Source organism: Marinobacter sp. AN1 (assembly GCF_026013985.1).
Lineage (GTDB): Bacteria > Pseudomonadota > Gammaproteobacteria > Pseudomonadales > Oleiphilaceae > Marinobacter > Marinobacter segnicrescens.
The window spans coordinates 1,518,014-1,543,267 of sequence record NZ_CP110342.1 but is presented as its reverse complement, the minus strand read 5'-3'; the positions used below and the strand labels follow the sequence as shown (position 1 = coordinate 1,543,267).

Genomic DNA, 25,254 nt, shown 5'->3' with positions numbered 1-25,254 from the left:
GACTGTAAAGACTCCGCAAAACTGGCCGCGAACGCCTGACAGGTTCACCCTGTGCAGGTAAAGTCTTTAGATACAGACACCGAGCAGGACTGAATCCATGCCCACATTCCACCAGATTCCGGTCAAGGCAAACGTCCGTGCAACGCGCAACGCCCTGTTGCTGGTTCTGGCAGTGGTGCTGACCGGCTGTGCCTCCTCGCCGGATGTAGCGGACCGCCGCCAGTCACCCGTCCCGGTTTACGGTACGCCGGTGGCAGGCGATAACGAGCGGGTAAGCCGACTGCAGGACGTGTTCGATCGTTACGAGGGTACTCCCTACCGCTACGGTGGCACTACCGCCAGGGGGTTCGACTGTTCCGGCTTTATCGGACAGGCCTACCAGGAAGCGTTTGGCATGGAACTGCCCCGAACCACCTCGGCCATGCTCAGCCACGGCACGCCCATATCACCGCGGGAGCTTCAGCCGGGGGATGTGGTGTTTTTCCGGATTCGGGGCAAGGAGCAACACGCGGGGATCTTCATGGGCGGTGATGACTTTATCCATGCGTCCACCTCGGTAGGCGTCACCCGCTCATCCCTGAATGGCTATTACTGGCGGGACCGCTTCACCCAGGCCCGACGGTTCGACTGAGCCCGAACAGCTGAGGGTAACGACGCAACACCAGGATCACCACCAGGTCGTACACCGCATGCCACACCATCACCAGCTGAATACTGTCGGTAACAGCATAGGCAATCCCGAATACCGCCCCCAGTGCCGTCGCCACCAGGAAATAGGCCCTCGACATGGCATGGGCAAGTCCGAAAACAACGGCCCCTGCGAGAACACCCGCTGCAGTTCCCAGATGCGCCCCAACCCATCCCTGAATGACCGCCCGGAACAACAGTTCCTCACCAACGCCAGCCAATACCGCGAGGCCAATCAGGACAAGCCATGACTGGGAGCGCACGAAGCGGTGCAGGTCGCGGATGTGTTTCTGCAAACTGTCGGAGGACAGGACATCTGTGACCGAGAATAACAGCAGCAGGCCATAGGTCAGCACGCCACCGGCAACGCCCCAGACAAGATAGCCCAACACCGGCAGACCTTCAGTAGCCACCGGAATATCAAACAGCCACAGGGGCAGCAGCCCCAGGACAACGATGCCCGCCTGGAACAACAGCCCCACCGCCGGAGAAAAACCACGTTTCCGCTTTACTGCCATCGATTACTGCCTGTTGCACCTGTTGGAAAGCCGTTTCGGACCGTGATCACGCGTTGCCGCAAAGGCCTGGGTCTCGAGTCACGGGCCGCCACAAAACTGATCAGAAAATAGACACTCCCGCAGATTCCGCTAGTATTGAGTCAACAGGCACACAATCAGGGAGAGTGAGCCATGAACCTGCCCGTATCCATTCGCCACCTTTGTCTGATAATGACACTTGCACTGACCTTTCTGCCGTTCTCAGCCAGCGGACAGTCGGCTGAAGAACTACTCAAGCAGATCAACGAGCGCAAGGAACGGATCAATCAGTTCAGGGCGCTGCTCAATGACCCGGACCAGACCACCCGGCTCGCTGCACTGGACGTGATGCTCAAATCGGAGGATCCCGCCATGAAGGAGATCGCCTACGGAGCCGGCTTCAGCAGTGCCGATGATGCCATGCGGGCCCTGGCGCTAAAAGGCAAATTCAGGGATCTACAGGTAATTCCTTTCAAGTTGACCTTACAGCAGGAGACCACTGAGACTGAAGAAAAAATACTTCAGAAGTGGGCCGGTACCTACCGCTTCCAGTTGGCTGAATTCGACGAAGCCTCTGGGCGATTCGTATTTGTGGGGAATGACCATAACAGTCGTAACAATGGCCAGGTCAGCGGAACCGGCATGGAATTTCAAGGAGGCTATTGCCGGGGTGATTTTACGCTCGGGGATGGCGCATCACTGATTGGCGAAATACGCTGCCAAGGTGGTTACGAAGGTACCTACATAGCCAGCGCCCGGCTCCACTGAAAGTGCACACTACATGGGCGGAATCCGCAGTTCAGCCAGCCCGACAGAGGATGGGTCACCCCAATGGGAGTGAATTCGCAGCATAACCTGTCTGGCCCGCACTGGCGCAAACCGGACAGTGCGGGCTGGTTCGTTCTGAAAGTAGGTACCCGTATACACGGGCATCCAGCCCCCCTCCCCGGTTGTCCGGATCAACACCTCGAAATCCCTTGGCAGCCGTTCTGGTGGTGCCACTCCCTCGCCCACCAGTTCAACCCGGTCAATGGCCACGGCCCGGTCACCCGCCAGGTCCACAATAACTTCAAGGGGGAACTCTCCTGCCCGGGCCAGCCAGGGTGCCTTGCCACTGCGCAACAGGTTCGTCGCCCGGTGATCGGCGTCCAGCGGTGCGCTGGACCAGCTCAGAACCTCGGTAACAAGGTTGCCTGACCTGGCCGGGCCAGCCTCCGGAGGTTGCTCACTGGCAGGCTCACGCTTCGCGCTGGCCAGTCCGAAGAACGGTCTCAGGGTTTCCAGGGCGCGGTCAAACCGCAAAGCACGCCCCTCACCGGTGTCCGGGTCCACCGACATCAGGAGCCCGACAGGCTGGCTGCCCAGCGTCACCAGGCTGCCACTCAGTCCCTTGAACAACTGGTCCTGTTCACCAACAGGGCTGACGCGGATGTACAGGATGCCTACGTCGGAAATCAACACATGCCTCCGACTGACACTGCCATCGGGGTTTACTGAAACCACCTGACCAGAACCGGCGGAGGCCAGATGGCTGTCAAGGCTCACCACCTGGTCAATGGCGGTGCCGCACCCCGAGGTAATTCCACCGGTAACCCGGAGAATCGCCAGGTCATAGCCGAACACCTGCAGAAGGTCCCCGTCGCCCCGGGGCCGCCCATTGCCTGTGCCAACCAGCGTTGAGAAGAGACTGTCGCCAACAACGTGGGCCGGCGTAACCGCGTAGCACTCACCAAGCCGCCCCATCAGTACCGCCTGGCCCTGCTCTCCAGCGTTGATAAAAGCCTGGCTGGGCGTGGCAGCGAAGGCAGGGGTGGCCAGGGCCAGACATAGCAGCAACCCCTGGATCAGGGTGACAAAAAACCTGTTCTCAGCCATCTCGTCGCTCCCTCAGGTGGATGCCTATTTCGCGGCTTTTCGAGTAGATCTCCAGGGCGGCGAACAGGACCGCCCCCAATGCTGCAAGGGACGCAAGCAACGGATCGTAGAGGAAGCGTGCCCAGCGGTGCGCATAGACCTGGTACCCCGTGCTCCCAAGGCGTTGTACCTGGACATAGCTGGCCGCGCCGTGGGCGATCAACTGCATGGCGTTGAGGGCCTCGGTAAATCGCTCCTGATTGGTGGGCTCCACCCGGATAAACCCTTCCACGACTGCCTGCTTGGGCCCATTTCCGTCAGACTCGTCCCAGAACCGGATGCGGTCACCCGGATCCAGCGTCGTATTCCCGGCGACGTAGCGCGTATTCCTGATCCACTGCTGCTCCAGCACACTGATGCTGCCGGACAATAAAATACTGTCGACCTGCGAGGTGACATCGTCGCCAACGGTCAGCACGCCCCGAAAGGGCAGGATCAGGGGCGTAAGCTCCGGTTCAAAAATCACCACGGCCCAGCTTCCGAGCGTCGTCTCCAGCGGTTCAACACTGTTAAGTGTCCCCAAAGGGCCTGACGGATTCTGGAGCTTGATCCGCAGTGCCTGGATGCCGTGTCGTTGCACCGTTACCTCGGTTCCCCTGCTGATGTTCAGATACGTGTCTGCAGGCAACAACACCGAGTCATCACTGGATGCCAGTGGATCGGTCATCAGCCGACCGCCACCCACAAACCACTGGGAGAAAACCTCATCGGACGTCACCAGGGAGAGGGTTTCCGTGGTCGCCTCTACGGTAAAGATATTGTCCCGGTCTTCGCAAAGGGCTCCCACGGCAGCCAGCAACAGGGCGAACGCGAGAAACGCGGGTATCAAAATGCCACGTTGCCAGGCGACACCCATCACCCTCCCAAATCCAGAAGCCGCCGCTGCTAACCACCCTTTGACGCCACTTTCCCGGGGCCGATCGGTCTGTTCCATTACCGTATTCCGTTTACGGGCAGGTGAACGACCAGGCTGGTAGCCGGCATCATACGATCAAAGCGGCGCCTCATGATCCGGATTTCCAACAGACCGTTGTCCGGTGTTTCCGCCAGCGGCACAGTGCAAACCGTGTCATAGCCGGTGCGCCGCCCAGCGGTAATGGTCTGGCAAGCGAGTGTCTTCGGACCATTCGCCAGGTTGGTCAGCACAGCGAAGGTATCGGACCGACCCGAGTTCACCAGGATGTCCAGGGTGGCGGGTTGTTGCTGGTCAGTACCCCGTGCCGCGACCAAGACCGGACCATCCGGCACCTGCCGGCAATCGCCTTCGTAGCCCAGTATTGCCAGGTCCTTCGCGTCGTAACCGGCGAGCTGGTCCCGGTAACGACTCTGGTACTCCAGGGGAACCACCCCCGAGTCTGCGCCGTCTGGCCAGGTGAATGTATTCTCGGACCAGTACAGGCCGTCCCGGGAAATCACACGGACGCAGATATCATCACTGGCCCGGGTCGCCGAGGCATAAAGTGCCAGGGCGTCACTGGCCGTTGCAGATCCGGCGAGCACACCTGCCACAACCCGACCACTGACCGAGGCCTCCTCGGTAAACCTTTCCTCAAGGCCTTCACCCTTGAGTCGGGCCACAACATCCTGCGCTGACGAAAGGGAAGGAAGTGAAACCAGGGCCGCCATAAGCAACAGCCCGAACCGAACAGCCATAGCATCAATCCTGTTCCTCTGGATTATGCGGCCTGCCTGTACAACCCGGCCCAGAATCAAACCACGGTTATGTCCATAAATATAGCAGGTAACCTGGCGTCGGCATGCGCTTAGCCCAGCCCACTGATGGCCAGGTGCAGGGCGATACCCGCCATCATCAGGCCAATAAGCCCGTCGATGATTCGCCAAGCCACCGGTCGGGACAGCAACGGGGCCAGCGCCGAACCACCCCAGGCCAGCCCCCCGAACCATAGGATCGAGGCGCTGCTGGCACCGGCGACGAACGTGGTGGCACTCTCCTGCTGGGCGCCAATGGCCGGTATCAGCAGCAGCGTATCCAGGTATACCTGGGGATTGAGGAGGGTAACCGCCAGAGTGGTGAACAACACGCCTTTGAGACTCTTTGCCCCGACTTCGCCGGTCTCCAGCCGGTTCCGCCCCTGGCCTGCCCGGACAAACGCCTGCACCGCCAGCCAGCCAAGAAAAACGACGCCGAGCCAGCGCAGCACCTCCAACGCTTCCGGCACGGCCATCAACGCCGCGCTGACCCCGAGCATTCCGGCGCTGAACAGGGCGACATCCGAAATCATACAAAGCCCGGCAGACCACCAGTGGTGCTCCCGCCGGATGGCCTGGCTCAGCACGTAGGCATTCTGGGCGCCGATGGCGATGATAATGCCGCCACACACAAGCAAACCAGTAAGATAGCTTTCCAGCACACCTGCCTCGATGGGTTTTCGGGGAAAAGACGAAAGGATACTCCACCGGCCCGGCATCGCAAGCCTGCGTTTGTTACACTCCTTGTCCAATTCTGTTGAGGTTCATCATGGCAACGTTGCTACGCCTGTCCAACGCCGTAGAACTGGCTGACTGGGAAGTGGAGATCACCCAGATCCGCGCCCAGGGGGCCGGCGGACAGAACGTGAACAAGGTGGCCAGCGCGGTTCACCTACGCTTTGATATCAACCGGTCCTCCCTGCCGCCCTTCTACAAGGAACGTCTGCTGGCCCTGTCCGATCACCACATCACCAAGGATGGGGTTATTATTATCAAGGCACAGTCCTTCCGCACCTATGAGCAGAACCGCCAGGATGCCCTGGATCGGCTGCAGGAGCTAATCAAGGATGCAGTGAAAGTTCAGAAAAAACGTCGGCCGACACGCCCTACCCGCTCGTCACAGCGCAAACGGGTGGACAAGAAGACCCAGCGGGGTAAGACAAAGGCCCTTCGGGGCAAGGTGATGTGATCAGGGCAGAACCTGTTCGGCTTCGTCTTAGTCTTCCGGCTCCCAACCAGCGCCCACCTGCACATGAATATCCCGCGCTGTGACAGGTTCCCCGCATTCCGAGCATACGGTTACCGGTTGCATGACCTTGCCGCAGGCCTTGTGAACATGTTCTATGGGCGCGCCACGCTCGTCAGCCATGTGGCGGTCACCCCAGTTCACCAGCGCCAGGATGACCGGGTGGAGGTCAAGGCCTTTCTCGGTCAGCCGGTATTCCTCACGTAAGGGCCGCTGTTGATAGGGAACCTTCTTCAGTACACCCTCTTCCACCAACTTCTTCAGTCGATCGGTGAGCACGTGCCGGGTGATTCCAAGCCGCTTCTCGAACTCATCAAACCGCCGGATACCCAGAAAGCAGTCCCGCAGGACCATCAGGGTCCACCGATCTCCGACTACGGACAGGGTTCGGGCCAGGGAACAGGGTTGTTGATCAAGCTCTTGCCAGCGCATGGGTGACCTCACCAAGACATTCAGATACAGAATAACTTGACAGGTTCTTTTTTGGAACCGACTATTAGTTAGTTCCAAAAAAGAACTCTTACAACATTCTGGAGGACCCGTCATGTCCAGCAACGAAGTCGCCGTGGTCATTGGCGCAGGCGACGCCACCGGTGGTGCCATTGCCCGCCGCTTTGCCCGGGAGGGTTATACGGTCTGCGCCACGCGGCGTACCGCCGAGGCCCTCTCCCCCCTGACCGAATCCATCGGGGCTGAGGGTGGCTCAGCCCATGCCTTCGGTTGTGACGCCCGCGACGAAGAGGCGATGACCGCCCTGTTTGAACACATTGAGCAAGACATCGGCCCGGTGGCCGTGGTGGTATTCAACATTGGCGCCAACGTCCGCTTTCCCATCACAGAAACCACCGCCCGGGTCTACCGCAAGGTTTGGGAAATGGCGGCCTTTGCCGGCTTCCTCACCGGGCGGGAGGCGGCCCGGGTCATGCTTCCCCGCCAGCGGGGCACCATCATCTTTACCGGCGCCACGGCGTCCCTTCGGGGCAGTAGCGGATTTTCGGCCTTTGCCGGCGCGAAATTCGCTCTGCGGGCCCTGGCCCAGAGCATGGCCCGGGAGCTGGGCCCCCAGGGGATCCATGTGGCCCACAGTATTATTGATGGCGCCATCGACACCGACTTCATCCGTAACAACTTCCCGGACCGTTACGCCCTGAAGGACCAGGATGGCATCCTGAACCCCGACCACATTGCTGAGCAGTATGTGCAACTCCATCGCCAGCCCCGGGATGCGTGGACCCACGAACTGGACCTGCGACCCTGGATGGAAACCTTCTGACCGAAAACAAAACCGGAGCCGAACCATGAGCAAAACCATAGAGTGTTACTTTGACGTAGGAAGTCCTGCCAGCTACCTGGCCTGGACCCAACTGCCTGACCTGGCCCGGCGGCACAACGCCGAACTGGTTTGGAAGCCGATGCTGCTAGGCGGCGTATTCCAGGCCACCGGCAACCAGTCCCCCGCCGCCATCGAGGCCAAGAGCCTTTACTCCCGCATGGACATGCAGCGGTTCGCGAGACGCTATGGCGTTACCCTGAACCAGAACCCGTTTTTTCCGGTGAATACCCTCCAACTGATGCGCGGTGCCGTAGCCTTTCTGGATACGCCCCGTTTCAACGACTATCTGACGGCCGTCTTTAACGCCATGTGGGTGAATGAAGAAAATATGGGCGAACCGGAAGTTGTCACTCGTGTGCTTACGGCTGCCGGCTTCGATCCGGACGATGTGATGACCCGCGCCAGCGACCCGGCGGTGAAGGAACGCCTGAAGGATATAACGACCGAAGCGGTAAATCGGGGTGTGTTCGGAGCACCGACACTGTTCGTGGGCGACGACATGTTTTTCGGACAAGACCGGCTGTGGATGGTGGAGGAGGCCCTGGCCTGAACCGGCAGCCGGTTACCGGGTGTGGCGAGTGCCCTCAGCGAAGCTGGGAATCCTTGCTGCCCCGGCGGTTGAACAGGCTGTTATCGGCCTGTTCCCTGTCCCGCTCACTCTGACAACGTACACACAGTCGAACCCCTGGCAGTGCCTGTCGGCGAGCCTCAGGAATAGGCTCGTCGCATTCCTCACAATGCGTCAGGCTCTCCCCTTGAGGGAGATTGGCTCGGGCCCGTTCGAGGGCGTCTTCCACGGTGCTGTCGATCTGGTCCTGAACCGCACCGTCCTTTGACCAGCCTCCGGCCATATCAGGACTCCTTCCGGTCGGGGGGGATCACCACCCACTCCGGGTCTTCAAATTCACCAATGGGCTTGATTTCCACGAACGGCGCTGCGCTGCGGATAATCTCGGCAATTTCCGGGTTATGCTGCCCTTCCATCGCATCGCGCTGGGCCTTGCTTTCCCAGCTGGCAATGGCGATCAGGCTATTGGGATCACCAATCTTGCGGTGCAGCTCGGTACCCCGGGCGCCCGGAGCCTGCTGAATCAGCTCACTGGCCCTTACCCAGGCATCCGCATACTCCTCCGCGGTGTGTCCCTCTTTGATGCGAACCTCGAAGATAAATTTCACGGGTCCTCCCGGTCAGTCCTCGTAGATCATCTTGCGGGTCATGCCACCGTCCACCACGATATTCTGCCCGGTGACAAACCCGGCATTATCCGAAATCAGAAAGGCCACGGTAGCCGCAATATCGTCGGCCCTGCCGACCCGCCCCGCGGGGTGCTGCTCATGGTCGCGTTGCGACAGGGGCTCAACATTTTCCCCGACGCCAGGCTGTTCGGCCCGCACGTCTATCCAGCCGGGACTGATGCAGTTGACCCGGATATCCGGCCCCAGGCTGACAGCAAGGGCATGGGTCAGCGCCACCAGCCCACCCTTAGTGGCGGCATAGGCTTCTGTGTCAGGCTCAGACTGGAGCGCCCGGGTGGAGGCAATATTGACGATGCTGCCCCGGGTTTCACGAAGATGCCTGATACCATGCTTCGTCATCAGCAGTGGGCCGGTGAGATTCACATCCAGCCGTCGCTGCCAGACTGACAGGTCCAGGTCTTCCACCGGTCCGTTATCCGGGTCGGCAAGCCCGGCATTATTGATCAACGCATCAAGCCGGCCGGCCCACGCCATGGCCTCACCGAGGGCTTGTTCAACCTGGGCTTCCACCGAGACATCTGCGTGAACAAAATACAGATCCCTGGTACCGGGATGCTGTGCAAGGAAATCGCTGGCTGCCTCACCATCGACGTCGCAAAACACAACCCGCCAGCCCTGGTCCAGCAGATGCCGACTAATACCGCGGCCGATACCCCGGGCACCGCCCGTCACCAGCGCAACCTTTTTTTTCTGGCTCAATACTCCCCCTTAAAAAATTTGATGCAGCGCAAGGCCTGTATAGCTACCCGGCCGGACACCGGCCGGGCGACTAATCAAGCGCCAAGTGGCATTGGCGGGGAACTCAGTAGGTAATACCGTGACGGTCGAAGATCTCGTGAACCTCCCGGGCCTCTTCCGGAGGCATCTTGACCCGGATCACCTGTGCTTCTTCATCAATGTAGATAAGGTCCTGTGGGATATCGCTTCCGATCAGGTCCTCCCTTGTGTTGCGGGCCTGTTCAATGCTCTTGAACTTTCCGTTGACGGCTTTGCTCATAATCCATTCTCCTTGTGTCAGGTGCACCTTAAAGAATAGTTGTCCGTCTGATACCTGTAAAACAGCGACAGAAATACCCGGTCGGGGCGCAAGGGCGACCAATTCAAAAATTAAACATTTCTTTACAATCATATACCTCGTTCAGGGGATTCCTGCGTCACCAACACCTGACAGCATGACATGGCGGTAATAATCGAATTAACCATGTCACAGGAGTTCCCATGGAGCAGTTCAAGAAGATCCTCTTAGTCCCGGCCATTGCCTCGGCTCTCGCCCTCACCGCCTGCGGTGGGGGCAGTAGCAGCAGTAGTGACAGCACTGATGGCACTGATGGCACTGACTCGACCGCCAGCGTCAGCGGTGTTGTTGAAGTACCCGCAGCGTCCGCCAGCGCCTTTGCTGACCAGGGCTCGCTGGCATCGCTCGCCAATTTCTTCATCAGCCCGGCCGCTGCCGCGATTCTGGGGCTGGAAGCCGTGGAAGGCGCGCGTGTAGAGCTGATTCGAATTGACAATGATGGCAACCAGGTGGGTGACGTTATCGCCACCACCTATACGTCTACCGATGGAAACTACGAACTGGACCTGCCCACAGGGGTTGACCTGTCCGGCGACCTGATTGTTCGCATCACCGGCACGAACAACGCCACCATGAGCGCGATGGTGGTAGAGCAGGCGATCGACATCAACCCGGCAGCGGATTTCGTTGCCCGCAAGTTTATTGAAAGCGATGCCGACCTGGGTTCGCTCGAACTGTCTGAGGTGGTGGAGTTGCGTGGCCAGGTGGAGGAGTTCGACCTGACCGCTGACCCGAGCGCCGATATCGAAGCCATGCTGGCGATCCTGGACAGCGAACTGGGTGAGTTCGTGGAATCAAGTGTGACCAAGATCTCCACGGAGGAAGGTGATACCAGCAGCATTGCCGGGAACTACTACAGTTCCGCGTTCAGCTACGACCTGCACGACAGCGACCTTGGCCAGGGGGCAACCCTGGGGATCGAGATCTGGCTCAATGACTTTGCCTTTGCGACCGGCACCGACGGCCAGTTGGATATCACCCTCGGCTCCGAGGAGGGCGCCGATGCGGGTCTTAACGGCTACAGCTATGTCTGGTTCGACACCTGGATGGAGGAGATGAACGAATCCTTCCCCGGCACCTATCTCGCCAACGGCGTGCTGACCATTGAAAGCAAGTTCAGCGAAGAGCTGGATACCGATGATGGTTATGGATGGCGCTGGCTGCCCGTTATGCTGAATCTCCAGCAGGTAGGCGACAAGGGGCTGTTCGTATTGCTGTCCCAGGAAGCCAGCGCGCGCTACGCGTTAACCGAGGACAATTCCGGGATCGACCCAGACGCCAAGGAGGGTGATGAAATTTCCAGGGCCCTCGAAATCTTCGCCCGCCAGCCCTCTGGTATGACCGATGCGGACCTGGACGGCGACTTCGGGCGTGTCTATCTCGAGTCCTACCTCAATAGTGGCACCATTGAGGTTCTGACAGAGACCAACACCCTGACCTTTGACGGCGAAGGCACCCTCAATGTGGATGCCCTCTCCGGACACCGTCTGTCGATTTCCCCCTCAGGTGCTGCCTATGAAACAGTATCCGATGTAGCCGAGACCGGTCTGCCGGTGGTGCTGAGCGAGTCCGGTGACGGGGATATCGTCTCCATTGGCGGCGAAAACCAGGACGGATTTGTCAACGATACGTTTGATTTCATCTCGATCGTCAGTGCGGAAGGAACCGATGGTAGTGATGGCATGGTAGGCCAGACCCTGATGGTCAAGTTGCCCGCCAGCACGCCGCAAGTCTCCGGCAAGCGCTATCGCCTGATGTCCCTGTCACTGGGACTGGCAGGCAATACCAGCGATGGCAGCTCAGAAGTGGAAATCAGCAACAGCCAGTTCAACACTTACCTTTCCATGGACAGCCAGACCGAAGCCACTGTTGAAGGGCGCTTTACCAACGCCAGCATTACCGGCCTGGCCGGTGACATGGAAATTGACAAGAGTGCGGATACAGAGACCCTGAGCGGTGCTGTGTCCATCGGTTCCAATGGCGCTCTGACCATTACTGTTCCGGAAGGCGAAGAAACCACCATCATGGAAGGCTTCTTCAACCAAGACGCCAGCATGGCCCTGCTGACCAACCGGTATGGTCTCACCGGCGGTGATCCCAGTGAACTGGGCCTGGTCGTCCTGATCGAAGTGACCGACTGACCTGTAAGCAACGGATCCTCTGGCCCGCCCCGGCGGGCCTTTTTTATGGCACCAGTCGCAGAAGCTGGCCGGATGCAGCGTCCGTAAGCAGGTAAACCAGTCCATCCGGACCCACGCGGACATCCCGGATGCGTACACCAAGCTCCCCCAGCAGACGATGCTGCCCAGGTGGTTGTTCCGCCAGCGATACCCGGTATACCGCCTGGTCGGCCAGTGCTCCAACCAGCAACTGTCCCTGCCAGTCGGGAAACGAATCGCCGCTATAGATAGCCAATCCCGAAGGGGCAATCGAAGGCGTCCAGTGCAGCTCGGGCTGACGTGTGCCCGGGTATTCGGTGAAGGGCGTCACCCGTGCCCAGGTATAGTCCAGGCCATGGGTGGCCACCGGCCAGCCATAATTGACGCCAGCTTCGATGACGTTGATTTCGTCGCCACCCCGGGGCCCGTGCTCATGGGCAATCAGGCGCCTCTTTTCGTGGTCGAACGCCAGACCCTGAATATTGCGGTGTCCATAGCTGTAGATTTCCGGCAATGCCTCCGGGTCTTCAACAAAGGGGTTGTCGTCCGGCACAGAGCCATCCGGGTTCAGCCTTACCAGGGTGCCGAGGTGGCTGGACAACTTCTGGGCTTCCTCCCGGTAATCAAAACCATCCCCCAGGCCCATCACCAGGGTGCCGTCCGGCAGCCAGGTGATTCGGCCGCCATAGTGAGCTGCACCAACCTTGGCTGGCACGGCACGAAATACTTCCTCAACACCCTGCAACTCGCAGTTTGCGAGCCGCCCACGGGCGAGACAGGTATGGTTTGCCTGTTCTGTGCCGCAGGCATAGCTCAGATAGAGATAGCCACTCTCAGCGAAGTCCGGGGCGGGCAGCACCTCGAACAAACCGGCCTGGGCCTGGTTGAACACCTCTGGCATACCGGCGACAGGCTCAGGTAGCAGCTCACCATCCCGGGTAATGATCCGCAACCTGCCCGGGCGTTCTGTAACCAGCATCCGGCCATCAGGCAGGAAGGCCAGGGACCATGGATGCTCAAGGCCGGAAACCACCGTCTCCAGCTGATAACCCGGGCCAGACTGAGCCGAGGCCTGGTCAAATGGCAGAGCCGGCACTGCGACAAGCAGTACAGCCGCAACCGCACTTGCATTGCCTTTGCGACGGGGAGCTGCAGAGGCCATGGCGGCGAATACCCAGCCGGCGATGGCGGCCGTCACCAACATGGCCAGCATTCCTACCGGGGCCCGGGTAGCGGCGATCAGCGTGGGCGGTGGCGCCATGGCATCCACCAGGGTGAAGGTCACCCAGAGACCGACCGCCGCTGCCAGTGCACAGCTTACCCTGCGCCAGGATTGCAGCACACGGCGGGTCAAGGCCATAGCCGTCACCTGTGAAACCAGGAAGCCGACACCAAACACCATCAGGTACACCGGCCCGAACTTGGCCGCGTCTTCGAGGGTGGTACCTAACCAGGTCCCTATACCGATCTCCACACCCAGTCCTCGCAAAGCCAGCAGGTTGATCTGTGTCTGCACGATGGAACCCAGCAGGGCGCCAGTCACCAGGGCAGTAGCAAAGGCCAGGACCACTTTCGACCAGGGTAGACGGTTACTCATAGAACCTCGCTGTCCGGTATTTTGTTATGCTCGTACTGCGACCTGGACGTCCGGGCGATGTCCTGCCGCCCAGTATCCTCGCGTTGACGACTCCAGTGTAGTTTAAGGACGCATCAGTGGAACTCACTTTCCTCGGCACCTCAGCCGGCACACCCACACGGGCCCGCAACGTTACTGGCCTTGCACTGCAACATGGCGGCCCAAGGCATTGGTACCTGGTTGACTGCGGCGAGGGTACCCAGCATCAGCTGCTGAGAACCCGCCTGTCCGTTATGCAGTTGCAGGCCATTTTTATTAGCCACGTCCATGGCGACCACACCTTCGGCCTTCCCGGGCTTCTGTCCAGTGCCTCAATGAATGGGCGAACAACACCGCTGCCGATCATCGGTCCACCCCAGCTGCGGAACTTCCTGGAAATCACCCTTGCCAGTACCGATTCCAGACTGGGTTTTGAACTGCAGTTTATCAACGCCGAGGCCGATGACTTTCACTGGCAGGACGACGCCGTCAGAGTGACCAGCATTCCCCTGTCCCACCGAGTCCCGTGCCGCGCCTTCCGCTTCGAGGAGCTGAGGGTTGAGCGCAAGTTGCTGACCAGCAAACTGGAAGCTGATGGTGTGCCCGCCGGACCGGAATGGGGGCGCATCCAGAAGGGCGAGGACGTCACCCTGCCCGATGGCCGCTACATTGCCAGCAAGGATTACACCGAGATCCCGCGACCACCACGGCGGGTAGTGATCGCCGGTGACAATGACACCCCCGAGTTGCTGGCGGGGGCTTGCAGAGAAGCCCACCTGCTGGTCCACGAAGCCACCTACACCCGGAACGTGGCAGAGCGTGTTGGACCCTGGCCCCAGCACAGCTCTGCCGAACAGGTAGCGCTGTTTGCCCAGGCAATCGGGCTGCCACACCTGGTACTGACCCACTTCAGTTCCCGCTACCAGTTTCGGGCCGGTCGCGGCCCGGTCATCGATGAACTGGCCGGCGAGGCCAGAGGGTTCTATGACGGCAACCTGGTGCTCGCGCGGGATTTCATGCAACTTCGCCTGAACCGGGATCTCTCCCTGGAAGCACTGGATGCGTAAATATACCCACCAATGAAAATAACAGTAGCTTTTCCCGGGGAAGGTGCGTAGATTGGGCGACGTAGGAAAGAGTTAGCAAAGCAGTTCATCAATAAGACGCCCTGTCAGTAATTGTAGTGTACGTCCTGTTTTTGATCCCGCGCGTTTCTTTTCCGCACAATGCTGACCAGCCCAACAATGGTCCCTGGCGGCACATTAATCAGATTGATTTCAGGATATTAAAAGATATGTCTACAGTTACCGGTACCGTCAAGTTCTTCAACGAATCCAAGGGCTTCGGCTTTATCACTCGTGAAGGCGGCCCCGACGTATTCGTTCACTTCAGCGCTATTCAGAGCAGCGGTTTCAAGACCCTGGCAGAAGGCCAGCAGGTTGAGTTTACCGTTACTCAGGGCCAGAAAGGCCCGCAGGCGGAAAACGTTGTTGCCCTGTAAATAACAGGCCACAGCACGTAAAAAGGCAGCTTCGGCTGCCTTTTTTAATGCATGTTATTTATCCCTGACAACTTGCCAGGCAGGCCTGCGCAGGCTGCGCGCGCTACCCAAAGTAATGCCGCAATATCCCCAGAATCAGCACCGCCGCCATCAACGGAATAATCCACCGGGAAATCCGGCTTTCTTTGATCGCATCCCCCTTCGATGCGTGCTTCTCCAGCAGCGGTACCAGGATGAACAGGGCAGCGAACAGAACCACCAGTACAATAAATAATGTCGTCATGTTAGCTACTATGGTGTGCCGGCCGCCAGGTTTCAACGTCGGACACAGGTCCTGTTACCCGTTCGAATCAACAGCAAGGCCCTCCACCAGTGCAGCCATGAACCTTGCCGCCTCACCACCGGTGGCGGCCCGGTGATCAAAGGTTACTGACAGCGGCATGATACGGCGCACAGCAGGTTTACCCTTGTGTGGCACCACCTTCTCCCGGATTTTCCCCGCCCCCACGATCGCCACCTGTGGCGGGCTCACAACAGGGTTGGCGTACTGTCCTGTCATGGTACCGAAGTTGGACAGGGTAATGGTGGCGCCCTGCATTTCCCGGGGCGGAATCTTGCGGGTTGCCACCGCCTCCCGGAGGTTTTCCAGCCCCTGACGCAGGTCTTCCATGGAGCGGTGATTGACGTCCCGCAGCACCGGCACAAAAAGTCCGTCGGGCGTGTCGACGGCAATGCCGATATGCACCTCATCCAGCAGGCGCCGACTCAGGTTATCGCCGTCGAACCAGCAGTTCAGGGCCGGCGATGCCTCGCAGGCGCGGGCTATGGCCTGCACCAGGCGCATGGTAATGTCGGTCCCCTTTGTCCAGTTGTGGATGTCGGCATCCTCAAAGATCGACACCGGCACCACCTGGGCATGGGACAGCGCCATGTTCTTCGCCATGGTGCGCCTTGGGCCTCGTAGTGCCTCTGCCTCTCCCAACTGCTTCTGGTGGCTGGCCTGGCGGTGTACGTCGTCATTGGTAATGAGACCACCGGGGCCACTGCCCTTGATGTTTTCCAGGCTGATACCCAGCCTCTCAGCCAGGGCCCGTACCCCTGGGGTGGCCCGGTTGGCGCGGGCGCGCTTGCTGGAGGGGGCTGCGCCGATAATGAAGGAGTCCGCCTCGCCCTGACCGTCCCTTGTCTGCGAGGACTTGAGTTCGCCCACGACCGTACCGCTGTCGTCGCCTTCTCCCTCGAACGCCAGCAGTGGCTCTCCGGTATGGATAATATCCCCCGCCTCACCGAACAACCTGGCAATAATGCCCGCCTCCGGGGATGGCACTTCGACGATGGCCTTGGCGGTCTCCACGCTCACCAGCACCTGGTCCACTTCAACGGTGTCGCCGACCTTCACATGCCATTCCACGATCTCGGCTTCCGGAAGGCCCTCGCCGAGATCGGGCAACTTGAAATTCCTCATGACGTTACTCCCTGCTAACCCTCGCACACTGACTCAGAGCGCTATCACCTGCTCTACGGCTGTCACGATATCGTCCACTTGCGGCAGGTAATGCTGCTCGTTGCGGTAATAGGGCATCACCGTGTCATAACCGGTCACTCGCACTACCGGTGCCTGGAGGTCCAGGAAGGCGCCTTCCGCAATCGACGCAGCCACCTCGGCACCCACACCACCATTGCGGCAGGCTTCGTGGACAATCACCGCCCGGCCGGTCTTGGCAACAGAGCACAGCAGGGTTTCCCGATCCAGGGGGCTGATGGTGGCCACATCGATCACTTCCGCCGATACACCCTGTTCCGCCAGACGGTCGGCAGCCTGCAGGGTTTCCATGATCGACGCGCCCCAACTTATCAGGGTAATGTCGTCGCCCTCCCTCAGGGTAAAACAGGTGTCCAGGGGCAAGGCCTCGCCATTGTCCATTACCGTCTGGGTCACAGCCCGGTAGATGCGCTTTGGTTCCAGGAAGATCACCGGGTCCGGGTTACGGATGGCGGCCAGTAACAGGCCGTAGGCACGCTGGGGCGAGCTGGGAATGACCACACGCAAGCCTGGAACATGGGCAAACAGCGCCTCGGTGCTCTCGCTGTGGTGCTCAGGTGCATGGATGCCGCCGCCAAACGGAGCCCGGTATACCAAGGGGCAATGGAGCCTGCCACGGGTGCGGTTACGCATACGTGCAGCATGGCTGATAATCTGCTCACAGCCGGCGTAGATAAACCCCATGAACTGGAATTCCGCCACCGGCTTGAGCCCCTGGGTAGCCATGCCTACCGCGGTGCCGGCAATCAGGTTCTCGGCCAGTGGAGTGTCCATCACCCGCTTGTAGCCGAAGCGCTCCTTCAGACCTACCGTGGCACGGAATACGCCGCCATTGGTGGCGATGTCCTCTCCGAGAACCACCACCGAATCATCATTGGCCATTTCCCTTGCGAGGGCCAGGTTGACCGCTTCCACCAGGGTGACCTTGTGGGCAACCGGTGCGCCCTCCCCGTGCCGGATGGCATTCTCTGCAGACGCATTCATGACCTTACTCCTTCGACCTTGCGGGCAAGCCGCTCACGCTGGCCGGCGAGGGCAGCAGGCAATGTCTCGAACAGGTAATCCACCATGGCAACAGGCGGCTCCGGCGCTTTTTCAAGGTAAACATGAACCGCCTTATCCACCTTGTCCCGGCAGTGAGCCTGGAGCTCTTTCTCCTTGTCTGCGTCCCAGTGCCCGGCCCGGTGAAGGTAACTCTGCAGGCGCTTGATACCGTCCTTGTCCCAGGCACTTCGCAGCTCGTCCGCGCTACGGTAGCGGGTGGCGTCATCAGCAGTGGTGTGGTCACCCAGGCGATAGGTCACTGCCTCGATGACCGTAGCGCCCTTGCCCCCATGTGCCCGTTCAAGTGCATGCTCTACAGCCTCGCTGACGGCAAAGTAGTCGTTGCCGTCCACGATGTGCCCGGGCAACCCGCCGCTGACAGCCTTCTGGGCAATGGTTTCGCTTCCGGTCTGCAGGCCACGCGGGGTGGAAATGGCCCACTGGTTGTTGGCCACCACAAACACGACTGGCAGGTGCCAGGCCCCTGCCAGGTTAACGCTCTCCAGGAAATCCCCCTTGGATGTGGCACCATCCCCCAGGGTAACCACGACCGCCCGCTTCTCGTCACGGATACGCATGGCCGAAGCGATACCCACGGCATGGCAACACTGGGTAGCAATCGGAACCGATATCGGCAGGTCCTGGGGGCAAAGTTCCCAACCTGCACTGCCGCGCTCGTCGCCGCCCCAATAGAGCAACATGTTGACCATGGGCACCCCTCGCAGCAACTGCGTAGCCTGGTCACGGTAATAGGGTACAAATACGTCGTGCCGTTCCATGCACTGGCCAATGGCGGTCCCGATAACCTCGTGGCCCAGCACGGAAGGGTAGGTACCGCATTTGCCGGTTCGCTGCAGGGCGATGATCTTCTGGTCCAGGGTGCGGGCAAGCACCATATTGCGGTAGGCATCGAGCAGACGATCTGCATCAGCGGACAGTGCCGGTAATTCATCCAGCGGCTCACCGGCATCGTTCAGGTAGCGGACATAGTCCACCGTAAGCTCATAACGGTCTTTCATCCCCGTCTCCTCACACCGTGGCTTCCCGGGCTTGTGGCCTGTTGCGTCACGATGGCTGTTGGTGGGTGCCCCGTGGATCTCACGGGCCTGTCCCTATTTTCTAGTCGATGGTCAGCAATTGTTCAACGGAAACGAGACACGGTTCTCGCTAATGACCACAAACTGAGACGTTATCAGCTATCGTCTTGTTAATGACAGGGAATCGCACCAGAATTCGCGGCAGCATACTACCTGACGCTTGTCCGGGGCTGCTGCCCTGACACGACAGGCCCGTTCAACAGGACACAAGGACTGAACTCCATGATCCGAAGATTTCCCACCTGCTCTCTTCTGATAGCCCTTGCGCTTTTGTCTCTGTCAGCCCGTGCACTGGAGCTCGGTGACCAGGCGGAAGTGCTAACCAGTGAAAGCGGGATCTCGGCCACCCTCGTGCCCACGGCAGATGGCAGCAAGGCACTGCTCAGGCTCAATGGTGTAGACCATCCGCTGGATGGCGTGGTGATGCTCACTGAGGTGGAGAAACGCCCGAACGACGAACGGGCCTACCGGGCAGAAATCAATGGCAAGCTTCGCTCGGTCGTGGTGTTTGCCCGCTCCTACTGGGCACCCACCGACTACACCGCCTATATTCCGGGGCGTGAAGAGCCCTATGCACTGGTCGCCGACGAAGCGGGCGGTGCATCGGTGGACCGGAAGGCGCTGATGGCTGAATACCAGCAGCAAATGGAACAGGGGGTTCAGGCAGAGCTGGCGCGGTTCGATCGTGACGAAGCGCTGAAGCGGCAGCGCCAGGCACTTGCAGCCATCGACAAGTCTGCCAGCACCGTCTGCGGCACCAGGGTGAAGACCCGGGTGAACTGGGATGGTCTGGGCGATGAGCAACTCAACAATCTGAGCATCTCCGGATACTGCGGCCAGGTCGCGGCGGAAATGGAATACCTTTGCCGCAAGGATAGCGGGTTCAAGCAGAAGGTGGCCGAAATTTCCGAGGTGGATTGCGGATTCGGGGACGCCCTGGACCTGCGCCGGAACGCAAACAAACTGGTCTTCCAGACCCGGGAGGAGGCCGACAATCAGCGTGAAGCCATCAATGGCTTCCTGCAGAATCTCTGAAATGGCTCTGCAAATCCCTGGTGACCTATGGCCTGCCGCCTTTCGGGCTACCCGGAAGGCTCAGGGCATAACCGTGGCCAGTATTGTGGGGTTGTCCGATAACGGCAGGGCGATGATCACACCTTCACCCGATGACGGATACACTCCGGTAAGTCGGGTAATATTCACCTGGTGAGATACCAGCACCACTGGTAACCCCGGCTTCAGCGCGTTCACCAAGGCAATGGTCTGACGCGTCTGCATATCACCGTTTCCCCGTCCGGCAAAGAACGAGTTCAGTGGCGGCCATTCGGTAACCTTCCCTATAGCCATTTCCGTTGCCGTGTCCCGGCTACGACACCATTGGCTGGTATAGACCCTGGCCTCGCCAATACCATGTTTCCAGAGCAATTCCTTCCAGGCGCGGGCCTGCTCGCGCCCCCGGTCATTGAGATTGCGCTGGGTTGAACAGTCATCCAGGGCAAAATTCTCCGGGTCACCCGTACCGGGGGCCAGGGCGTGGCGCAGCATCAGCAAGGCCCTGCCCTCCTGCAGAGCTTTCCAGGCTTCCTCATCAGCCGAGACCGCCGAAGCCGTCATCGCCGAAAGCAGTAACAGCAGAACAGAACAAGCCAGGCGACGCAGGGTCATGGTTTGGACCTCCAATTTCAACCAGCCCTATTATCTACCGTAACCTGCGCCCAACGGACCATCGGCTACCATTACCATCCACACGCGGTTACACTCCCGCCAATATCCAAACCGGAACCGTTACCATGCCAATATGGGTCGATGCCGATGCCTGCCCAGTCCCCATCCGCGAGATTCTGTGCCGGGCCGCCGCCCGCTGGCAGATCAACACCACCTTCATCGCCAATCACTTTATCAAGCTGCCCCCGAGCCCCTGGATTCACGCGCGGCAGGTACCTCACGGATTCGATGTGGCCGACCAGGAAATCGTCGCCCAACTGACCACCGGAGACCTGGTCATCACCCAGGATATCCCCCTGGCTGCGGAGGCCATCGAACAAGGCGCTGATGTCTTCAACCCCAGGGGGCAGGCTTTCACCCGCGAGAATATCCGCCAGCGACTGGCCATGCGGAATTTTATGGAAGAGATGCGCAGTGCGGGCCAGGTTACGGGTGGGCCAGCAGCGTTCAGCCAACAGGACCGAAAGGAATTTGCCGACCAGCTCGACCGCTGGCTGCAGAAGAATCACCGCAAACCCTGACCGAATAATACGCTCGGTTGAAAGTGAGAGGCGCAAGCGTCGGGCAGTAGCATGGAGGCCATAAATAACCAGGACACCCCGGGTATTTACCCCCATAGAAAGGCAGCCAGCACCCGGCCAGTGCGGAACAAGGTAACCGGGACTGGCTTTACCTGACTGGCCTGCGAGATTAGCTGTTTTCGATCCGGAACCCGACCACGAGGCTGACCTGGTAATGGCCTACCTTGCCGTTCTCGATATGCCCCCGGGTTTCCGTCACCTCGAACCACTCCATATTGCGGATGCTTTTGGCGCACTCTGCGAGGGCATTTTCGATCGCATCCTCGATACCGGTTTTCGACGAACCTACCACTTCGGTCTTTTTGTACACGTGATTGGCTGACATAGGATAAACCTCCTGTCGTTTGCTGCATGAAAAGCCACGGCTGTGGCGTTTTGCTCAAGGCTCACGTGTTCAGTGTAGCCCTGACCGGGGAACTTCAACGGTCAGCAGGCATTACGTATGCTTAAGCTCTACGTATGCTTGAGCTCTGCTGGTTCACCCCATGACCAGCAATGATGCGATCAGCATGATGACCATCGCTGTCGCAGCCAGCTTGATACCCTCCTTCACTTCCTGTTCGAACATACACTTCTTCTCCTGTGATGATTCCTGGACCGGCAAACCCGCTTTGGGCCAGGGTAGTAACAAGTCTCCCCTATATTTTAATGATAGTCATTCTCGTTTGCAAAGACTATCTCACAGACTCGTCGTATATACCCTCGTTAGGGACTTCAAACATAACTCGCCGGTAATGTTTCTTTGGTGGCTGGCCCGGTACGGTTGATAAACTCAGGTATGTCCCGCAAACAGCACTCTATGGAGGCTCCCATGTCAAAGGCGCTCACTATGGCGACAACACTGGCGGTAGCAGCCCTGCCTGCATCCCTGGCGGCGGCAACGGTCCACGACTCTGATCAGGCACGGTTCCAGGTCGAAACGGTGGCGTCCGGGCTTGAACACCCATGGGCCATCGCCTTCCTGCCCGATGGCAGCAAGCTGGTTACGGAGCGAGCGGGACGCCTGCGCATCATTCGTGACGGAAAGCTGGCGGATGAGCCGGTTGCCGGCGTGCCGGGAGTCGCAGCCCGTGGTCAGGGGGGGCTACTGGACATCCTGCTACACCCTGATTTTGAGCAGAACCGGGTCGTGTTTCTCAGCTATGCCCACGCCAACGAGGCGGGCATGACCACGCGGGTGGCACGGGCTGAACTCCGGAATGACTCCCTTGAAAACCTTGAAGTGATCTTCGAGGCGGAGCCCCGCTCGGGTACCACCCGACATTTCGCCGGACGCATGGTCATTCCCGCCGATGGCTATCTCTACGTGGCGGTCGGCGACCGCGGGGAGATGGATCGCGCCCAGGACTTCAGCGACGATGCAGGTGCGGTCCACCGGATCACGGTCGACGGCGAGGTGCCTGCCGATAACCCGTTCATGGACCGAGAGAACACCCGGAAAACCCTGTTCACCAAAGGCAACCGTAATATTCAGGGGATGACCCTGCACCCGGACACAGGAGCCATCTGGAGTCACGAACACGGCCCCCGCGGCGGTGACGAGATCAATATCATAGAAGCAGGCACCAACTATGGCTGGCCGGACATTACCTACGGCATCAATTACAGCGGCACACCCATAACCGACGACACCCACAGGGAAGGCATGGCACAGCCGCTGCACTACTGGGATCCGTCCATAGCCCCCTCGGGCATGGCGTTCTATACCGGCGAGGACTTTCCCGACTGGCAGGGAGACCTGTTTGTCGGCGCCCTCAAGATGCAGAAGCTGGTGCGACTGGAGCTGGACGATCGCAGTATAGTTGAGGAGGAAGACCTGATCGCCAGCCTCAACAAAAGGATCAGAGCCGTCGCCATGGGCAACGATGGCCACCTGTGGCTGCTGACGGACTCGGCCGATGGCGAGGTCCTGAGGCTGGTACCGCCCAGCCCCTGAGACGGGTTACCTTACGGAAAGCAACCCTGTGACCCGGAGCCGCAGGGTCCAGGGTTTAATGAGGGTCGTTGGTTCGCTCGGTTTTCTCGTACTGGGGAACGTCATCGGTGATTGGGAACCAGTCAGCCTTGGAACCGGTAAATACATGGGCGCCCGGGCCCTTGCCCAGGGGCTCGTTAATGACACCCGTTCGCAGCCTCAGAATACCTGGAATCGCATCAACCCGGCTATATAGCTGACTACCACAACGGCTGCAGAACGCCCGGTATTTTCCGGGCCGGGACTCAAACTCGGTAATAAGCTCTTCGCCGCCGGTAAAACGGAAATGCACCCGCTGCACCGGAGCGCTGGCTGAAAAGGCGCTGCCATGGGCCCGGCGACACTGGCTGCAGTGGCAAAGTGCTATGGGCCCGAGGGGACCGTCGTACTCAAAAGATACTTCGCCACAAAGGCAGTGCCCCGTCAGCATCGTTTCCAACTCCTTGATTGAACTCTATGAAATACGGTTCTGGTCCGCGCATTCTAGCAACCTCTGCCGGTCCGGGCAGCCCTGTACAAACCGTTGACTTCCCGACATCGGATAACCGGTTCCCTACACTTCGTAACCCGCTGTCACAAAAATGCTTTAATTCCCATAGTCTGCTGTCATTTTTTAACGTTATGTATAGGCCGGGAACATAGTCGCCATACAGAAATTAAGCTAAGGTTAGATAATCAGCCCCCACCACGATGGATGTTCCTGCCATGCTTCTTCGAACACTGACCACAACCGGACTGAGCATCCTGGCCCGCTCGCTGGGAGCAGGCATTATTGCGACCAGCCTGCTGGCAGGCATGGCAACGGCAGCCCTCGCCGAGGGAATGGACAAGCGTATCTGGGGCAGTGAGGTACGCGGCTTCGCGGAGGAGTCCCTGAAGGACCTCAACGGCCTGAGCGTCGCTGCCATTCCAATGGATGGCCCGGGTATCGAACAATACGTCAACGCCGACGCGGTGATGAGCCCCGGCTCCATCATGAAGGTACTCACCACCTATGCGGCGCTGGAAATCCTCGGCCCCAATTACCGCTGGACCACCAGCTTCCTGACTGACGGCACCTTCGAGGGAGACACCCTCAAGGGCAACCTGTATGTCCGTTTCGGTGGCGACCCGAAACTCACCATTGAACGCCTGTGGACGGTGATCCATGAACTTCGTTCGCTGGGGGTCAATACCATCGAGGGGGATATCGTACTCGACGGACAGGTGTTCCTGCTTCCCGACGGCCTGCCGCGATTCAATGATAACGGCAACAACCCCCATCGCCCGTTCCTGGTGGAACCATCGCCGGTGCTCCTTAACATGAACCTGGTGCACTTCCAGGTGCGTGCAGATGAACGAGGTACCCGCGCCTGGTCCACGCCTGCCCTGCCATCCGTCACCATTGACAATCGCATCACCTCCGTGGCGTCGGGCTCCTGCCCCGGTCGCCGGCAAATCGACTGGACCCCGGTATTCGACCAGGCCGGCAAGGTCACCGTCAGGGTGGAGGGCGAACTGCCCGAAGGCTGTCGCACCACAACCTACCTCTCGCTGCTGCCCCACGACCGCTACAGCGGCGAGATTCTCATGTCCCTGTGGCGTGAGCTTGGCGGCACCATCACCGGTACCTGGCGGTCCGGCACGATTCCATCTGACTCCCGGCTGGTGACCAGCACCACGTCACCGGACCTCGTCACCATGATTCGTGATATCAACAAGTGGAGCAGTAACGTGATGGCCCGCCAGCTGCTGCTGACCATTGGTGCCAACAATCGTCACGAGGCAGATAAAGACGACCGGGTTTCAGGCATCCGGGCGATCTATGACTGGTTGGAGGGCAAGGGCATTGACACCCGTGGCATGGTCATTGACAACGGCAGCGGGCTTTCCCGGCATGCCCGCATGAGTGCACGACAGATGTCTGCCATACTGGCCCAGGCCTGGTCGAGCCCCTATGGTCCCGATCTCATGACCTCAATGCCGCTGACCGCGATGGATGGCACCATGGCAAGGCGCTTGCGCAACCTTGGTATGGAAGGCATGGGTCGCATCAAGACCGGCCTGTTGCAGGACGTTCGCTCTGTTGCCGGTTTCACCCGGGACGACAACAACACAACCTGGGCTGTGGTGGGCATCGTCAACCACTCACCGGCCTGGAACGGACAGGCGCTTCTGGACAAAGTGCTGTATTCACTGCACCGCAACCCGCCCACCGGGACAGCACTATCCCAGGCTGATACCCGATAACACCGGCGCCAGCAAAAAAGCCCCGGC

At 59.6% G+C, this 25,254-nt stretch carries 30 protein-coding genes; 12 read left to right on the top strand and 18 right to left on the bottom strand.

The features are described from left to right. Positions 1-97: 97 nt before the first annotated feature. A complete protein-coding gene (locus LJ360_RS07080; RefSeq protein WP_264995686.1) occupies positions 98-631 on the top strand; it encodes a C40 family peptidase in 534 nt (177 codons plus the stop codon). On the opposite strand, the gene LJ360_RS07075 is transcribed toward LJ360_RS07080, so the two are convergent. Further along, positions 606-1,205 (bottom strand): CPBP family intramembrane glutamic endopeptidase, encoded by a 600-nt coding sequence (locus LJ360_RS07075; protein ID WP_264995685.1) that lies wholly within the window; start codon positions 1,203-1,205, stop codon positions 606-608. The two genes, LJ360_RS07080 and LJ360_RS07075, sit on opposite strands and share 26 nt — an antisense overlap. Positions 1,206-1,376: 171 nt before the next feature. Between LJ360_RS07075 and LJ360_RS07070 the strand changes: the two genes are divergently transcribed. Beyond that, positions 1,377-1,991 carry an arsenical pump-driving ATPase GET3 gene (locus tag LJ360_RS07070; RefSeq protein WP_264995684.1) on the top strand — a complete coding sequence of 205 codons (615 nt, stop codon included), beginning with the start codon at positions 1,377-1,379 and terminating at the stop codon, positions 1,989-1,991. A 9-nt stretch (positions 1,992-2,000) separates the two neighbouring features. Here the strand turns inward: LJ360_RS07070 and LJ360_RS07065 are convergent, their stop codons facing one another. From LJ360_RS07065 to LJ360_RS07050, 4 genes are all read right to left on the bottom strand, one after another. Continuing rightward, positions 2,001-3,098: a hypothetical protein gene (locus tag LJ360_RS07065; protein WP_264995683.1), complete on the bottom strand. Its 1,098-nt coding sequence runs from the start codon at positions 3,096-3,098 to the stop codon at positions 2,001-2,003. Then, positions 3,091-4,071, bottom strand: a complete 981-nt coding sequence (locus LJ360_RS07060) for a hypothetical protein (RefSeq protein ID WP_264995682.1) — start codon at positions 4,069-4,071, stop codon at positions 3,091-3,093. The genes LJ360_RS07065 and LJ360_RS07060 overlap by 8 nt, the downstream gene beginning before the upstream one ends. Continuing rightward, complete coding sequence (locus LJ360_RS07055; RefSeq protein ID WP_264995681.1) at positions 4,071-4,790, bottom strand: hypothetical protein; 720 nt, start codon at positions 4,788-4,790, stop codon at positions 4,071-4,073. Before LJ360_RS07055 ends, LJ360_RS07060 begins: the two co-directional genes overlap by 1 nt. Positions 4,791-4,900: 110 nt before the next feature. Beyond that, complete coding sequence (locus LJ360_RS07050) at positions 4,901-5,509, bottom strand: LysE/ArgO family amino acid transporter (RefSeq protein WP_264995680.1); 609 nt, start codon at positions 5,507-5,509, stop codon at positions 4,901-4,903. 116 nt (positions 5,510-5,625) lie between these two features. Here LJ360_RS07050 and arfB point away from each other — a divergent pair, with 116 nt between their 5' ends. Beyond that, entirely contained in the window at positions 5,626-6,036 is a 411-nt protein-coding gene (arfB, locus tag LJ360_RS07045; RefSeq protein WP_264996006.1) for an alternative ribosome rescue aminoacyl-tRNA hydrolase ArfB, read from the top strand. A 27-nt stretch (positions 6,037-6,063) separates the two neighbouring features. Here the strand turns inward: arfB and LJ360_RS07040 are convergent, their stop codons facing one another. Further along, on the bottom strand, positions 6,064-6,525 hold the full coding sequence (locus tag LJ360_RS07040) for a winged helix-turn-helix transcriptional regulator (RefSeq protein ID WP_264995679.1): 462 nt from the start codon (positions 6,523-6,525) through the stop codon (positions 6,064-6,066). Between the two features lie 112 nt (positions 6,526-6,637). On the opposite strand from LJ360_RS07040, the gene LJ360_RS07035 reads away from it, so the two are divergent. Both LJ360_RS07035 and LJ360_RS07030 read left to right on the top strand, forming a co-directional pair. Further along, positions 6,638-7,366: an SDR family oxidoreductase gene (locus LJ360_RS07035; RefSeq protein ID WP_264995678.1), complete on the top strand. Its 729-nt coding sequence runs from the start codon at positions 6,638-6,640 to the stop codon at positions 7,364-7,366. A 25-nt stretch (positions 7,367-7,391) separates the two neighbouring features. Further along, entirely contained in the window at positions 7,392-7,976 is a 585-nt protein-coding gene (locus LJ360_RS07030; RefSeq protein ID WP_264995677.1) for a 2-hydroxychromene-2-carboxylate isomerase, read from the top strand. 34 nt (positions 7,977-8,010) lie between these two features. Here the strand turns inward: LJ360_RS07030 and LJ360_RS07025 are convergent, their stop codons facing one another. The 4 genes from LJ360_RS07025 to LJ360_RS07010 all read right to left on the bottom strand — a co-directional run bounded on the left by LJ360_RS07025 (position 8,011) and on the right by LJ360_RS07010 (position 9,680). Beyond that, entirely contained in the window at positions 8,011-8,277 is a 267-nt protein-coding gene (locus LJ360_RS07025; protein ID WP_248235820.1) for a DksA/TraR family C4-type zinc finger protein, read from the bottom strand. A 1-nt stretch (position 8,278) separates the two neighbouring features. Next, positions 8,279-8,602: an antibiotic biosynthesis monooxygenase family protein gene (locus tag LJ360_RS07020; protein WP_264995676.1), complete on the bottom strand. Its 324-nt coding sequence runs from the start codon at positions 8,600-8,602 to the stop codon at positions 8,279-8,281. A gap of 12 nt (positions 8,603-8,614) precedes the next feature. Continuing rightward, on the bottom strand, positions 8,615-9,382 hold the full coding sequence (locus tag LJ360_RS07015; RefSeq protein ID WP_264995675.1) for a glucose 1-dehydrogenase: 768 nt from the start codon (positions 9,380-9,382) through the stop codon (positions 8,615-8,617). Between the two features lie 103 nt (positions 9,383-9,485). Further along, positions 9,486-9,680, bottom strand: coding sequence for a hypothetical protein (locus tag LJ360_RS07010; protein WP_264995674.1), 195 nt, complete (start codon positions 9,678-9,680; stop codon positions 9,486-9,488). 221 nt (positions 9,681-9,901) lie between these two features. Between LJ360_RS07010 and LJ360_RS07005 the strand changes: the two genes are divergently transcribed. Next, positions 9,902-11,899, top strand: a complete 1,998-nt coding sequence (locus LJ360_RS07005; protein WP_264995673.1) for a hypothetical protein — start codon at positions 9,902-9,904, stop codon at positions 11,897-11,899. A gap of 43 nt (positions 11,900-11,942) precedes the next feature. On the opposite strand, the gene LJ360_RS07000 is transcribed toward LJ360_RS07005, so the two are convergent. Next, entirely contained in the window at positions 11,943-13,514 is a 1,572-nt protein-coding gene (locus LJ360_RS07000; protein WP_264995672.1) for a PQQ-dependent sugar dehydrogenase, read from the bottom strand. Positions 13,515-13,630: 116 nt separating this feature from the next. Here LJ360_RS07000 and LJ360_RS06995 point away from each other — a divergent pair, with 116 nt between their 5' ends. Both LJ360_RS06995 and LJ360_RS06990 read left to right on the top strand, forming a co-directional pair. After that, positions 13,631-14,599, top strand: a complete 969-nt coding sequence (locus tag LJ360_RS06995) for a ribonuclease Z (RefSeq protein ID WP_264995671.1) — start codon at positions 13,631-13,633, stop codon at positions 14,597-14,599. 227 nt (positions 14,600-14,826) lie between these two features. Beyond that, positions 14,827-15,033, top strand: coding sequence for a cold-shock protein (locus tag LJ360_RS06990; protein WP_091849065.1), 207 nt, complete (start codon positions 14,827-14,829; stop codon positions 15,031-15,033). A gap of 103 nt (positions 15,034-15,136) precedes the next feature. On the opposite strand, the gene LJ360_RS06985 is transcribed toward LJ360_RS06990, so the two are convergent. The 4 genes from LJ360_RS06985 to LJ360_RS06970 are packed head-to-tail and all read right to left on the bottom strand — an operon-like array spanning position 15,137 to position 18,639. Beyond that, positions 15,137-15,316 (bottom strand): hypothetical protein, encoded by a 180-nt coding sequence (locus LJ360_RS06985; RefSeq protein ID WP_264995670.1) that lies wholly within the window; start codon positions 15,314-15,316, stop codon positions 15,137-15,139. A gap of 54 nt (positions 15,317-15,370) precedes the next feature. After that, complete coding sequence (locus LJ360_RS06980) at positions 15,371-16,498, bottom strand: dihydrolipoamide acetyltransferase family protein (protein ID WP_264995669.1); 1,128 nt, start codon at positions 16,496-16,498, stop codon at positions 15,371-15,373. Positions 16,499-16,531: 33 nt separating this feature from the next. Next, complete coding sequence (locus LJ360_RS06975) at positions 16,532-17,560, bottom strand: alpha-ketoacid dehydrogenase subunit beta (RefSeq protein ID WP_264995668.1); 1,029 nt, start codon at positions 17,558-17,560, stop codon at positions 16,532-16,534. Then, the gene (locus tag LJ360_RS06970; protein WP_091849069.1) at positions 17,557-18,639 is read right to left on the bottom strand and encodes a thiamine pyrophosphate-dependent dehydrogenase E1 component subunit alpha; all 1,083 of its coding nucleotides are present in this window, start codon (positions 18,637-18,639) and stop codon (positions 17,557-17,559) included. Before LJ360_RS06970 ends, LJ360_RS06975 begins: the two co-directional genes overlap by 4 nt. Before the next feature lie 300 nt (positions 18,640-18,939). On the opposite strand from LJ360_RS06970, the gene LJ360_RS06965 reads away from it, so the two are divergent. Next, a complete protein-coding gene (locus LJ360_RS06965) occupies positions 18,940-19,752 on the top strand; it encodes a hypothetical protein (RefSeq protein ID WP_091849070.1) in 813 nt (270 codons plus the stop codon). A 60-nt stretch (positions 19,753-19,812) separates the two neighbouring features. Here the strand turns inward: LJ360_RS06965 and LJ360_RS06960 are convergent, their stop codons facing one another. Next, positions 19,813-20,382: a histidine phosphatase family protein gene (locus tag LJ360_RS06960; protein WP_413774401.1), complete on the bottom strand. Its 570-nt coding sequence runs from the start codon at positions 20,380-20,382 to the stop codon at positions 19,813-19,815. 125 nt (positions 20,383-20,507) lie between these two features. Between LJ360_RS06960 and LJ360_RS06955 the strand changes: the two genes are divergently transcribed. Next, positions 20,508-20,963 (top strand): YaiI/YqxD family protein, encoded by a 456-nt coding sequence (locus tag LJ360_RS06955; protein ID WP_091849071.1) that lies wholly within the window; start codon positions 20,508-20,510, stop codon positions 20,961-20,963. A gap of 169 nt (positions 20,964-21,132) precedes the next feature. Here LJ360_RS06955 and LJ360_RS06950 read toward each other — a convergent pair whose 3' ends face one another. Then, positions 21,133-21,348 (bottom strand): dodecin, encoded by a 216-nt coding sequence (locus LJ360_RS06950; protein WP_091849072.1) that lies wholly within the window; start codon positions 21,346-21,348, stop codon positions 21,133-21,135. Between the two features lie 486 nt (positions 21,349-21,834). Here LJ360_RS06950 and LJ360_RS06945 point away from each other — a divergent pair, with 486 nt between their 5' ends. Further along, a complete protein-coding gene (locus LJ360_RS06945; protein WP_264995667.1) occupies positions 21,835-22,959 on the top strand; it encodes a PQQ-dependent sugar dehydrogenase in 1,125 nt (374 codons plus the stop codon). A gap of 55 nt (positions 22,960-23,014) precedes the next feature. Here the strand turns inward: LJ360_RS06945 and LJ360_RS06940 are convergent, their stop codons facing one another. Then, entirely contained in the window at positions 23,015-23,428 is a 414-nt protein-coding gene (locus LJ360_RS06940; protein WP_091849074.1) for a GFA family protein, read from the bottom strand. 275 nt (positions 23,429-23,703) lie between these two features. Between LJ360_RS06940 and dacB the strand changes: the two genes are divergently transcribed. After that, entirely contained in the window at positions 23,704-25,227 is a 1,524-nt protein-coding gene (gene dacB / locus LJ360_RS06935; protein ID WP_413774400.1) for a D-alanyl-D-alanine carboxypeptidase/D-alanyl-D-alanine-endopeptidase, read from the top strand. The last annotated feature ends 27 nt before the right edge of the window (positions 25,228-25,254 follow it).